This is a genomic window from Cellulomonas sp. ACRRI (genome assembly GCF_022346185.1).
GTDB lineage: Bacteria > Actinomycetota > Actinomycetes > Actinomycetales > Cellulomonadaceae > Cellulomonas.
On the sequence record NZ_JAKRMS010000127.1, the window covers coordinates 1 to 12,611 of the forward strand.

9 protein-coding genes and 1 pseudogene are annotated in these 12,611 nt (G+C 77.7%); 8 read left to right on the forward strand and 2 right to left on the reverse strand.

The genetic code is table 11. From position 1 onward, the window contains the following. Positions 1-1,957, reverse strand: a 1,957-nt coding sequence (locus MHY85_RS17485) for an HNH endonuclease signature motif containing protein (RefSeq protein ID WP_239198758.1), incomplete at its 3' end; no start/stop codon positions are given. A gap of 155 nt (positions 1,958-2,112) precedes the next feature. Then, entirely contained in the window at positions 2,113-3,414 is a 1,302-nt protein-coding gene (locus MHY85_RS17490; protein ID WP_239198761.1) for a DUF3866 family protein, read from the reverse strand. A 34-nt stretch (positions 3,415-3,448) separates the two neighbouring features. Here MHY85_RS17490 and MHY85_RS17495 point away from each other — a divergent pair, with 34 nt between their 5' ends. The 8 genes and pseudogenes from MHY85_RS17495 to MHY85_RS17530 all read left to right on the forward strand — a co-directional run bounded on the left by MHY85_RS17495 (position 3,449) and on the right by MHY85_RS17530 (position 12,549). Continuing rightward, on the forward strand, positions 3,449-4,528 hold the full coding sequence (locus MHY85_RS17495; RefSeq protein ID WP_239198764.1) for a YafY family protein: 1,080 nt from the start codon (positions 3,449-3,451) through the stop codon (positions 4,526-4,528). Further along, positions 4,521-5,492 carry a YafY family protein gene (locus MHY85_RS17500; RefSeq protein ID WP_239198767.1) on the forward strand — a complete coding sequence of 324 codons (972 nt, stop codon included), beginning with the start codon at positions 4,521-4,523 and terminating at the stop codon, positions 5,490-5,492. Before MHY85_RS17495 ends, MHY85_RS17500 begins: the two co-directional genes overlap by 8 nt. A gap of 17 nt (positions 5,493-5,509) precedes the next feature. Continuing rightward, a complete protein-coding gene (locus MHY85_RS17505; RefSeq protein ID WP_239198770.1) occupies positions 5,510-5,851 on the forward strand; it encodes a hypothetical protein in 342 nt (113 codons plus the stop codon). Between the two features lie 109 nt (positions 5,852-5,960). After that, complete coding sequence (gene tatA / locus MHY85_RS17510) at positions 5,961-6,269, forward strand: Sec-independent protein translocase subunit TatA (RefSeq protein WP_239198773.1); 309 nt, start codon at positions 5,961-5,963, stop codon at positions 6,267-6,269. 39 nt (positions 6,270-6,308) lie between these two features. Then, complete coding sequence (gene tatC / locus MHY85_RS17515; protein WP_239198782.1) at positions 6,309-7,100, forward strand: twin-arginine translocase subunit TatC; 792 nt, start codon at positions 6,309-6,311, stop codon at positions 7,098-7,100. Next, positions 7,097-8,023: a diacylglycerol kinase family protein gene (locus MHY85_RS17520; protein ID WP_239198776.1), complete on the forward strand. Its 927-nt coding sequence runs from the start codon at positions 7,097-7,099 to the stop codon at positions 8,021-8,023. Before tatC ends, MHY85_RS17520 begins: the two co-directional genes overlap by 4 nt. Before the next feature lie 9 nt (positions 8,024-8,032). Continuing rightward, positions 8,033-10,794 (forward strand): annotated as a pseudogene (locus MHY85_RS17525) (DEAD/DEAH box helicase). A gap of 60 nt (positions 10,795-10,854) precedes the next feature. Then, the gene (locus MHY85_RS17530) at positions 10,855-12,549 is read left to right on the forward strand and encodes an amidohydrolase (RefSeq protein ID WP_239198779.1); all 1,695 of its coding nucleotides are present in this window, start codon (positions 10,855-10,857) and stop codon (positions 12,547-12,549) included. The last annotated feature ends 62 nt before the right edge of the window (positions 12,550-12,611 follow it).

Below are 12,611 nucleotides of genomic sequence, written 5' to 3' on the forward strand. Positions count from 1 at the left end.
CGTCGGTACCGGGTCGGGTGCGGTAGCGGTGGCCGGTGGGGTCGGTCCAGTCGTGGACGCCGGGTTCGGGTTGGTGCAGGGCGAACCGGGCGTGGTGCTTGGCGCGGTGGTGGCGGGGGCACGTCGGCCCGAGGTTGGTGTGGCTGGTGCTGCCTGGGGGGTGCGGGTCCTCGGGTGCGGGTGACCAGTCGTGGGTGTGGTCGAGGTCGCAGTGGTGGGCGGGCACGGGGCAGCCGGGGAAGGTGCAGGTGCGGTCGCGGTACCGGACGTGGTCGGCCAGGGCGGCCGGTGGCCGGTAGGTGGTGCGGCCGACGTCCAGGACGGTGCCGGACAGGTCGTCGGTGACCAGCCGCCGCCACACCCCGCCCTGGGCGAGGGCGCGGGCGGTGGTGGCGTCGATCGGGCCGTACCCCGCGAGGTCGGCGGGGGTGTCGTCCTGACCGATGAGGGCCGACAGCGGCACGGTGACCAGGACGTGGGTGCGCGGGTCGCGCGTCCCGGTGCGGCCGCCGCCCGCAGACGCCCCGTCGGTGCCCGAGGGCGTGTCGGTGCTCGCGAGGGGGCCGGTACCCGCGAACGCGGCGGTGCCCGCGAACGCGGCGGTGCCGGTCGAGGTCGGATCGGGAGCGGGCGGTCCGGTCGGGCGCGCCCGTGCGGTCTCGGAGGTCGCCGCGGGTGTGTCGGTGCCGCGTGGACCGGGCAGGTATCCGGGGGTGGCGGCGGGCGAGGCGCCGGTGACCGCGAGGGCGGCGGCCGGGGTACCGGTCAGGACGCAGTCCACGAGGGTGTCGGCGCGCAGCTGGTCCAGGGTGCGGGGGTCACCGGCGGCCCGGGCCGAGCGGGCCGCGCCCTGCAGGGCGGTGTCGATGCCGATCGCGTGCTCGGCGGGCAGCACGAGGTGCATCTCGGCCATCTGGTCCGGCAGGACCCGCGGATGGGTCGCGCACCGCCCGGCCCGGGCGGCGTCCCGCCGGTCCTGGGCGTGCTCGGGGTCGACCCGCAGCAGCGCCCGCTCCAGGTCCACCTTGACCTGGGTGGTCGTGGAGTGCGGCGCGCGGGGCAGCACGTAGTCCTGCACGGGCTGGGACACCCACGCGACCTGGTCGCCCAGCCGGGCCGCGATCGCCCGGGCGGCAGGGACGCTGATCCGCCCCTGCCGCAGCGCGGCACCGGTGTCGGCCAGGAGACCGGCGAACTCCGCGCCCTCACGGATCAGCGCCGCGGTGTCCTTCGGCGACCGGTTGAGCCGCGCGGACAACGCCAGCGCAGCGACCCGCTCGGACGTCATCCCCGAGCCGCGCCGGGCGCGCGGGTCCGAGCGTGGTCCCATGCCCGGGCGGCGGGCGAGCTCGACGGCCACCGCCGCCAGCCCCGCGTGCGCCCACCCGGACATCCGGGTGTACGCGGCGGCGGCCTCCGCCAGGTCGAAGTCGTCCAGGAGGCGCGGGTCCAGCGCCCCGAGCAGCCGGGCCAGCGGCTCCCCCGTGGGCGTGAGGTCCAGGGCCTCGGTCAGCCGCTCGGACGCCGGCAGGTCGCGGTCCAGGAACCCCGCGACTACCGCCGCCGAGTCAGCCGCGGGGGCGTCGGGGCCGGCGGCCGCGAGGCGGGGGGCTGCGAGAGAGAGGGCCGCGGGAGAGGAGGCCGTGGGAGAGGAGGCCGTGGGAGAGGAGGCCGTGGGAGAGGAGGCCGTGGGAGAGGAGGCCGTGGGAGAGGAGGCCGTGGGAGAGGAGGCCGTGGGAGAGGCGGCCCTGGGAGAGGAGAGCGCGGGTACGGCAGGCGCCACCGCCCCGGCATCCGCGTCCGTGTGCTGCGGTACCGGCTCCCCGGTCCCCGCCAGGGGGTCCTCGCCGCGGGCCGTCCCGCCCTGTCCGCAGGTGCAGCCGCATCCGCACGCGAGCACGATCCGGTCCGGCTCGGAGCCGGGTCGGGGAGCGGGTTCGCGCAGGTCAGCGGGCATGTCACCACCCTACGAACCACCACCGACACCCCTGCATGATCGCCGTCGGCCCTGGGGACGACCCACCCGCCGACGCCTGTGGAGGACTCGGCGCCCGCTCCCCGGCGCGTGGACCGCTCCCGGGACTCAGCGGCCGGGGATCACCGCGGGTTCGCTCACGCCCCGCGGGCCAGCCGGGCCGCGTGCACGCCCGCCGCCGCGGCGGCGAGGAACGCCGCCGGGTCCTGCGTGAGCCCACGCCCCATGGTGGACAGCCGCACGGGCGAGGACCCGAGCGCGGTGAGCAGGTCCGCGCCGGCGGGGACGTCGACGAGCCGGTGCCGTCCGGCGGGCTCGCCGAGCGACCGGGCCTGCTGGGCGACGCGCCGTCCCACGGCGGCGAGGTGCGCGTCCAGGTGCGTCTCCGGGTCGGGCACGTGCAGCCCCGGCTCCTGGCCCGCGCCCGGGGCACCGACCCGCGTGCCGCCCTCGGAACCGTGGCGCAGCGCCGCGGCCTCCCCGGCGACGGCGTCCGCGGCACCGAGCGTCGCCGCCGGCTCGAACACCGGCACCACCACGTCGGCGGGCGCGAGCGCGACCCGCCCGTACGCCGTCAGCGAGTGGTGCGACACGCCGAGATGCCGCTCCCGCGCGTCGGCCCCGGACACCCGCAGCGACGCCACGGGCCGTCCCCCGAGCACGGCGGCGGCGTTGACCGCCTCGCCGGCGGCGACCCCGGAGAACCCCCACCGGGTCCCGGTGCCGAGGTTGCCGGGGCCCTGGGCGACGACGACGACGTCCGCGCCGACGACGTGCCGGGCGGCGAGCAGCGCGGTGTGCAGGGTGACGGCCTCGTGGTCGCCGCCGAACGCCTGGCCGGCGGTGAGGCAGGCCTCGATCCACCCGGCGTCGCGCAGCCCGGCGACGGCCATGGAGAACCAGGCGGGCAGGGCGCCGCCGTCGGTCATCACGTAGGCGACGCGCAGCGGCGGCCCCCCCGCGCCGGGCCGGGACAGCAGGGCGTCGGCGTACCGGACGCCCGCGACGACCGCCGGCAGCGCGGAGTGCAGGTCGGCGACGACGACGGGCAGGCCGGCGAGGTCGTCGGCGTCGCGCAGGACCTCGTGGTGCGGCGACTCCTGGTCGTCGACGCCGAGCACCATCGCCTGCAGCGGGGTGTACCGGGCCTTGACGAGGTGGCCGGGCCCGGCGGGCGGGTCGGCGGGCAGCCCGTCGGGCGAGCCGGGGGCGACGACGAGGGCGTACCCGCCGGTGCCCAGCCCGCGCGCGAGCGCCGACACGTTGAGCACGACGGCGTCGCCCACGCGCAGGTCCCCGACGAGCGCCGGGTAGGCGAGCGCCCGCACCGTCACGGGATCCGGCCCGGACACGCCGTCGGCGACGACGACCGTCAGCTCCTGGGCCCCGGGCCACGACCGTCCGACCTGCTCCACGATGCCCGAGCGCCATGTGATCACCGGACCACGCTACCGGCCACTACGGTTGTCCCCGATGCCCGAACAGATCCACCCCGCCGAGCGGCTGCTCAACCTCGTCATCGCCCTGGTGCACACGCCCGGCCGGATGACGAAGGAGCAGATCCGCCGCACGGTCGCGGGCTACGGCGACGCCCCGTCCGACGAGTCGTTCGAGCGGATGTTCGAGCGGGACAAGGACACGCTCCGTGACCTCGGGATCCCGGTCGCGACGGTCACGTCGGCGGGACACGGCGACGACATCGGCTACCGGATCGACCAGGACGCGTACGCGCTGCCCCCGCTGGAGCTGACGTCGGCGGAGCTGGGCGCGCTGTCGCTGGCCGCGGAGTTCTGGCAGGACCGGTCGGTGCGGGCGGACACCTCCCGGGCGCTGACCAAGCTCCGGGCGGTGGGTGCGGGGGCGGGGTCCAGCGACCTCGCGGCCGGCCTGGCGCCGCGGGTGCGCGCGGGCGGCGACGCCTTCCCGCCGCTGCTGGACGCGGTGCAGGCGCGGCAGCGGGTCCGGTTCACCTACCGCGCGGCGAGCACGGGCGAGGTGCGCGAGCGCCTGGTCGAGCCGTGGCGGCTGGTGGCGCGCCGGGGCGGCTGGTTCCTGGTGGGCTTCGACGTCGACCGCGGTGGCACGCGGTCTTTCCGGCTGAGCCGGATCGAGGGCCGGGTCAAGGCGGTCGGCGCGGCCGCGGCGTTCGACGCGCCGACGCCGGAGCAGACGGAGGCGGCGCTGCGGTCGTGGGACGTCCGCGACGAGCGCACGGCGGTGCTGGCGCTGCGCGCGGAGCGCGCGGAGGCGCTGCGGGCGCGCGGCGTGCCCGCGGACCTGCCCGTCGACGCCCCGCCCGCGCTGCGGGCGGCGGTCGCGGACCGGGACCTGGTGCGGGTGGCCTACCGGGCGACGTGGGAGCTGGCGGAGGAGGTGGCGGGCTACGGCGACGCGGTGCTCGTGGCCGAGCCGCCGGAGCTGCGCGAGGCCGTGCTGGGCCTGCTCCGCGTGGCCGCGACCCTCGACGGCTCGGACGGCTCGGAGGGCTCGGACGACCCGCACGACGCGCACGACGGGCACGGCCCGACCGGCGAGGAGGACCCCCGTGGCTGAGCGCGCGAGCGAGCGGCTGCTGCGGCTGCTCGGGATGATCGGCTACCTGGACCGCAACGACGGCGTGTCCGTCGAGCAGCTGGCCGAGCACTTCGGCGTCACGCCGGCGCAGGTGATGGCGGACGTCGACACGCTCTGGATGAGCGGCACGCCCGGGTACTACCCGCACGACCTGATCGACTTCGACGCGGACTCCTACGACCGCGGGGAGATCCGGCTGACGGAGGCCCGGGGGATGACCCGGCCGCTGCGCCTCGGCACCCGGGAGGCGGTGACCCTGCTGGCCGCGCTGAGCGCGATGGTGGCGGACCTCGGGCCCACGCTCGACCCCGAGCAGGCGGAGGTGCTGCGCTCGACGCTCGCGAAGCTGACGGCGGCGACCGGGGAGGCCGCGGGCGCGGTCGACGTGCGGCTCGCGGTGGACGGCCGGCCGGAGGTCGTCGCGGCGATCCGCCGGGCGCTGGCGACCGGTCGCCGGCTGCGCATCCGGTACGTGAACGCGTCGGACGTGACGAGCGACCGGGACGTCGACCCGCTGCGGATGACCACGAGCGACGAGCGGTCCTACCTGCAGGCGTGGTGCCTGCGCGCGGGCGACGAGCGGCTGTTCCGGCTGGACCGGGTCCTGGCCGCCGAGGTGCTGGACGCCCCGGCCGAGCCGCACCCGGGCGCCGGCCGCGGCGCGACGGCGGAGTTCCGGTTCGACCTCACGGGCGACGTGGCGACGCTGCACCTGCGCAGCACGGGCCGCTGGGTGGCGGAGACGGTGCCGGTGGAGGCGGTGCGGAACCTGCCGGACGGCTCGTTCGAGGTGGACGTGCGCGTGGGCCAGCGGGCGTTCCTGCGCAGCCTGCTGCTCCAGGCCGCCGACGACGTCCTGGGCGTGCGGCCGCCGGAGGTGGCGCGGGACGTGGCGGCCCGCGCGCGGGCGGCCCTGGCGGCGTACGGCCCGCTGGCGGGCTGACCAGATAGGTTGGCCCGATGGTCTGGGTGGTCGTGTGGTCGGTGCTGGTCCTCGGCACGCTGGTCGGCGCGTTCGTGCTGGGCCGCGACCTGTGGCGCCGGTTCCGCGCGCTCGTCGCGGAGCTGCAGGAGGCGTCCGCGGTGCTCGGGCAGCTCGCCGAGCACGTGTCGACGATCTCGGAGCAGGCGCAGGAGGCGGAGCGCGCCGCCCGCGCCGCCCGCGAGGCGGTGCTGCTGCCCGACCCCGACGAGGCCCGGGACCGCTGGGCAGTGCTGCGGGAGCAGGCGCGCGAGCGCCGGGAGCGCCGCCGCGAGCGCGACCGCCGCACCCGGGAGGGCTGGCGCGCCTACACGCGGTGACGCGGGCGTCCCGGACCCGCCGCGCGCCCACCCGCGCCGGGTCACCCGGTGCGGGGGTTGTGCCGGTTAGGATCGGACGGGTCAACGTCTCCCGTCCGACAGGATCGTCATGAACGCCCTGAAGCCCTGGCACATCGTCGTGCTGCTCGTCGTGATCCTCCTGCTGTTCGGGGCGCGCCGGCTGCCGGACCTGGCGAAGTCGGTGGGCGAGTCCCTGCGCATCTTCAAGCGGGAGGTCAAGGACCTGGCCGAGGACGAGCCGCGCGCCGCGCCCACCCCGCCGCCGACGGCCGCGCCCGCCCCGCCGCTCGCGCAGGGTCCCGTCGTGAACCCCGCGCCGTCGGCGGCCCCCGCGCCCTCGCTCGACCAGCCCGGCCAGCAGCCTCCGGCGAGCGGCAGCACCACCCCCAGCGTCTGATCCGTGGCGCGCAAGAGACGGCCCGACCCCGAGGGCCGGATGCCGCTGCGCGAGCACCTGCTCGAGCTCCGGAAGCGGCTGTTCCTGGCCGCGGTCGGCCTGGCCGTCGGGGCGGTCGCGGGCTGGTTCCTGTACGAGCCGGTGTTCGAGCGGCTGCAGCAGCCGCTGCTCGAGACGGCGGCGGGCCGCGACGGCCGGGTGTCGGTGAACTTCGCGGGCCTGGCCAGCGCGTTCGACATGCAGATCAAGGTGTCGCTGTTCCTGGGCGTCATCGTGTCCAGCCCGTGGTGGCTCTACCAGCTGTGGGCGTTCATCACGCCCGGGCTGACCCGCCGGGAGAAGCGGTCGGCCGTCGGGTTCCTGGCGGCGTCGGTGCCGCTGTTCCTGGCCGGCGCCGCGCTGTCCGCGTGGACGCTGCCCACGGCCGTGCGGGTGCTGACGGACTTCACGCCGGAGGGCGCGTCGAACTTCATCGACGCGCAGGCGTACCTGAGCTTCGTCATGCGGTTCGTGCTGGCGTTCGGCCTGGCGTTCGTGCTGCCGGTGGTCATGGTGTGCATCAACCTGGTCGGCCTGGTCCGCGCGAGCACCTGGGCCAAGGGCTGGCGGTGGGCGGTGCTGCTCGCCTTCGTGTTCGCGGCGGTGATGACGCCGACGCCGGACGCGATCACGATGATCGTGATGGCGCTGCCGATCTGCGGCCTGTACTTCGCGGCGCTCGGCGTGTGCGTGCTGCACGACCGGCGCGCGGACAAGCGGCTGGCGGCGGCCGAGCACGCCCGCGACGCGGAGGGTCTCGGGGGGACCGCGGACGGGACGCTCGCCACGTGAGCCACCTCGGGGTCGTGGTGAACCCCGTGGCGGGCAAGGGACGCGGGACCGGTGTGGGCGCGGCGGTGCTCGACGCCCTGCGGCGGCGCGGGCACCGGGTCGAGGACCTGACCGCGCGCGACCTGCGGACGGCGACCGCGCACGCCCGGCGGGCTGCCGTCGCGGGCCTGGACGCGCTGGTCGTGGTCGGGGGCGACGGCCTGGTGCACCTGGGTGCGAACGTGGTGGCGGAGACGGACCTGCCGCTGGGCATCGTCGCCGGCGGCACGGGCAACGACGTCGCGCGGGCGCTGGGGCTGCCCCGCGGGGACGTGGCCGGGTCGGTGGCGGCGATCGAGCGCGCCCTGCTGGTCGGCCCGCGGGCGATCGACGCGGTGCGCGTGGGGTCGCCCGCCCAGTCCGCCCGCGAGTGGTACCTCGGCGCGCTGTCCTGCGGGATCGACGCCGCGGTGAACGCGCGGGCGAACGCGATGTCCTGGCCGCGCGGGCCGGCCCGGTACGTGCGCGCGCTGGCCCCCGAGCTGCGGGCGTTCCGCCCCTACGGCTACCGGCTGACCACGGACGAGGGCGTCTGGGAGTCGGCGGGCACGGTGGTCGTCGCGGCCAACGGCCCGTGGATCGGCGGCGGCGTCCGGGTCGCCCCGGACGCGCGGCTGGACGACGGCCTGCTGGACGTCGTGGTCGCCGGCCCGTTCAGCCGGGCGGGCGTCGTGCGCATCTTCCCCGGGATGTACCTCGGCCGGCACGTCCGGCACCCGCAGGTGCAGGTGATCCGCAGCCGCCGGGTGCTGGTGGAGCCCGCGCCGCACCTGGGCCGCACGCCGCCGGAGGCGCACGCGGACGGCGAGCGGATCGGCCCCGTGCCGCTCGTCGCGGAGGTCGTGCCGGGCGCCGTCCGGGTGCTGGCGGCCGACCCGACCTAGGGTGGGCGCGTGGCACGACGCAGCACCGCACGCACCCCCGATCCCGACGAGCTGTCCCCGGCCGAGCGGTACGCCGCCGCGCGGCTCCGGGCGCGGGCGGAGAAGACCGAGCTCGCCCGGTTCCGGCAGCTCCTGGACTTCCCGCTCGACGACTTCCAGGTGGAGTCGTGCGAGGCGGTGGAGCGCGGCAGCGGCGTGCTGGTCGCGGCGCCCACCGGCGCGGGCAAGACCGTCGTCGGCGAGTTCGCCGTGCACCTCGCGCTCGCCACGGGCCGCAAGGCGTTCTACACGACGCCGATCAAGGCCCTGTCGAACCAGAAGTACGGCGACCTGGTCCGCCGGTACGGGGCGGAGCAGGTCGGCCTGCTCACCGGGGACACCACGCAGAACGGCGAGGCGCCGGTGGTCGTCATGACCACCGAGGTGCTGCGCAACATGCTGTACGCCGGGTCGAGCACGCTCGACGGGCTCGGCTTCGTGGTCATGGACGAGGTGCACTACCTGGCCGACCGGTTCCGCGGCCCGGTGTGGGAGGAGGTGATCATCCACCTGCCCGACGACGTGCAGCTGGTGTCGCTGTCCGCCACGGTGTCGAACGCGGAGGAGTTCGGCGACTGGCTGCGCACCGTCCGCGGGGACACGGCCGTGGTGGTCAGCGAGCACCGGCCGGTGCCGCTCGGCCAGCACGTGCTGGTCCGGGACGACCTGCTGGACCTGTACGCGGGGCACGTGGACCCGACCGCCCCCGGCGCGAACCCGCCGATCAACCCCGAGCTCGCCCACCTGCTGCGCCGGGCGGCGGGGGCGGTCCGCGGCCGGTGCCGCGCCCCGTGATGGTCGACGTGCTGGACGAGGCGGGCCTGCTGCCGGCGATCGTGTTCATCTTCTCCCGCGCCGGCTGCGACGCCGCCGTGGCGCAGTGCCTCGCGGGCGGGCTGCGGCTGACGTCCCCGGCGGAGGCGGAGGAGATCCGGCTCATCGCGGAGACCCGGTGCGCGTCGATCGCGCCGGAGGACCTGGACGTCGTGGGCTACTGGGGCTTCGTGGACGCGCTGGTCCGCGGGGTCGCCGCGCACCACGCCGGGATGCTGCCGGCGTTCAAGGAGACGGTGGAGGAGGCGTTCGCCCGGGGCCTGGTCAAGGTCGTGTTCGCGACGGAGACGCTCGCGCTGGGCATCAACATGCCGGCCCGGTCCGTGGTGCTGGAGAAGCTGGTCAAGTGGGACGGCTCGCACCACGTCGACATCACGCCGGGGGAGTACACCCAGCTCACCGGCCGCGCGGGGCGGCGCGGCATCGACTCCGAGGGGCACGCCGTGGTGCTCGGCCGGGGCGACCTGGACCCGATGGCCCTCGCCGGCCTCGCCTCCAAGCGGCTGTACCCGCTGCGCTCGGCGTTCCGGCCCACCTACAACATGGCGGTGAACCTGGTGGCCCAGGTCGGCCGCGTCCGGGCGCGCGAGGTGCTGGAGACGTCCTTCGCGCAGTTCCAGGCGGACCGCGGGGTCGTCGGGCTCGCCCGGCAGGCGCAGAGCCACGCCGAGGCGATGGAGGGCTACGCCGAGGCCATGGCGTGCCACCTCGGCGACTTCGGCGAGTACTTCGCGCTGCGCCGGGAGCTCTCCGACCGCGAGCGCGGCGTGCACCGGGCCGGGGCGGCCGCGCGCCGGCAGCAGGCCGCCGCGAGCCTGCAGGGGCTGTCGGTCGGCGACGTGGTCGCGGTGCCCGGCGGCCGGCGGTCCACCTACGCCGTCGTGGTCGACCCCGGGGCGCACGGCGGGTTCGAGGGCGCGCGGCCGATGGTGCTCACCACGGAGCGCGAGGTGCGGCGGCTGTCCGTGCAGGAGGTCGGCGACGGGGTCAGGAGCGTCGGCCGGCTGCGGGTGCCCAAGGGCTTCTCGCCCCGCGCGGCCTCGCACCGGCGGGACCTGGCGGCGACGCTGCGCGGCGAGATCGCCGCGGGCCGGATCACCGGCGTGGCGCCGAGCCGCCGGCGCGGCCACCCGGTGGCGGAGGACGAGGACGAGGCGATCGCGGCGCTGCGCCGACAGCTGCGCGCCCACCCGTGCCACCAGTGCCCGGACCGCGAGGAGCACGCCCGCTGGGCGGAGCGCTGGTACCGGCTGGAGGGCGAGCACCGGTCGCTGGTCCGCCGCATCGAGGGGCGCACCGGGTCGATCGCCATCGTGTTCGACCGGATCTGCGACGTGCTGGTCACCCTGGGGTACCTGGCGGCGGACGACGAGGGCGGCACGGTGGTGACCGACGAGGGCCGGTGGCTGCGCCGGCTGTACGCGGAGAACGACCTGCTGCTCGCGGAGTGCCTCCGGCGCGGCGCGTGGGCGGAGCTCGACGTGCCGGGGCTCGCGGCGGCGGTGTCCGCGGTCGTGTACTCCGCGCGCCGCGACGACCGGGACCGCAGCCCCGCGGTGCCGGGCGGGCCGTCGAGCCGGCTGGGCATCGCCCTGGACGCGACGACCCGGATCTGGTCCGAGCTCGACGACCTGGAGAGCGCGCGCCGCATCGAGTCGACCCAGCCGCTCGACCTCGGCCTGGTCGCGCCGGTGCACCGGTGGGCGGCCGGGCGCGGGCTGGACGCGGTGCTGCGGGACGCGGACCTCGCGGCGGGCGACTTCGTCCGCTGGTGCAAGCAGGTCGTCGACGTGCTCGACCAGGTCGCGAAGGCCGCGCCCGACGCACGGCTGCGGGAGACGGCCCGCAAGGCCGTCGCCGCGGTGCGCCGCGGCGTCGTGGCGTACGCGGGCACCTGAACCGGGAGCGGGCGCGGACGCCGGCGGGCCCGTGGTGACCTGCCCGGTTATCGTTCCGGCGTGAGCACCACCCTGTACCGGGGCGGTGCGGTGGTGACGCCCGCCGTCCTCGCCGCGCCCGGCAGCCCCGACGCGCCCTCGGCCCTCCTGGTGGCGGACGGCGTCGTCGCGTGGGTCGGTGCGGCCGACGAGGCGGACGGCCTGGCGGACGCCGCCGACGCGGTGGTCGACCTGCGCGGTGCGCTGGTGACCCCCGGCTTCGTCGACGCGCACGCGCACGTCCTGGACACCGGGCTGGCCCGCGCCGGGGTGGACCTGGCGGCGTGCGGGTCGCTCGCCGAGGCCCTGGCCGCCGTGCACGCGGCCGCGACCGGGGCGGTCGGCCGCCGGCTGGCCGCCGAGGGCTCGCCGCTCACCGGGTGGGGCTGGGCGGAGGACGCCTGGCCCGAGGGCCGGCCGCCGACCCGCGACGAGCTCGACGCCGCCGCCGGCGGGGCGCCGGTGTACCTCGGCCGCGTCGACCTGCACGCCGGCGTGGTGTCGACGTCGTTCGCCGAGGTGCTGGGGCTGGCGACGCTCCCCGGGTGGCGCCCGGACGGGCTCGTCACCGGCGCGGCGCACGCCGCGGCGCGGGCGGCGGTGCGGGACCTCCCGGCGGACGCGCGCGAGGCCCGGCACCGCGGCGCCCTGGAGGCCGCGGCGCGGGCCGGGATCGTCGCCGTGCACGAGCAGAGCACCCCGGAGACGGACACCCGGGCCGGCCTCGCGGCGCTGCTGGCGCTGACGTCGGACCCGGGGTCGGCGCTGCCGCTGGTCGCGGGCTGGCGCGCCGAGCTGTGCGAGACGGCCGACGACGTGCGCGCCCTCGCCGCCGCGGTCCCCGGACTGGCGGGCGTCGGCGGGGACCTCGCCGCCGACGGGTCGCTCGGCAGCCGCACCGCCGCGCTGCGCGCCCCGTACGCCGACGCGCCGACCGGGTGGCCGCACCCCGCCGGCCGGCTCGCGCTCACCGCCGAGCAGGTCAGCAACCACGTGGCGTCCGCCACCCGCGCCGGGGTGCCCGCGGCGTTCCACGTCATCGGCGACCGGGCGCTCGACGAGGTGCTGCTCGGGTTCCGGGTCGCCGCCGAGGTCGAGGGCGTGGACGCCGTGCGCGCCGGCGGGCACCGGCTGGAGCACGCGTCGATGCTCGACGCGCCCGCGCTGGCCGCCCTGGTGCTCCTCGGCATCACGGCGTCGGTGCAGCCCGCCTTCGACGACGCGTGGGGCGGCGACGACGGCACCTACGCGGCACGGCTGGGCCGCGGGCGGGCCGCGTCCCTGCACCCGCTCGCCGACCTGCGCGCGGCGGGCGTGCCGCTGGCGTTCGGGTCGGACAGCCCGGTGACGCCGTTCGACCCGTGGGGGGCCGTGCGGGCCGCCGTCCGGCACCGGACGCCCGACCAGCGGCTGCCGGTGGCGGCGGCGCTGGCCGCGCACACCCGCGACGGCTGGGCGGCGGCGCGCTCGGGTGGGGACGGTGCCGGGGGACCGCTCGGTGCCGGGGGAGTGGTCGGGTCCGGGCAGGCGACGGGCGCGGCCGCGGCGCCCGGCGACCTCGCGGTGGGCGCCCCGGCGCACCTGGCCGTCTGGCGGCTGGCGGCGGGCACCACCGGGCCGGACGGCGTGCTGCCGGCGCTGCGCCCCGACGAGCCGCTGCCGGAGTGCGTGCGCACGGTCCGTGCCGGGGTCGTCCTGCACGACGCGCTCGGCTGAGGGCGCGCCCACCCGGCGCCGCCCGTGCCACCCGCGTCGCCGGGTGGGCGCGCCCTCAGCCG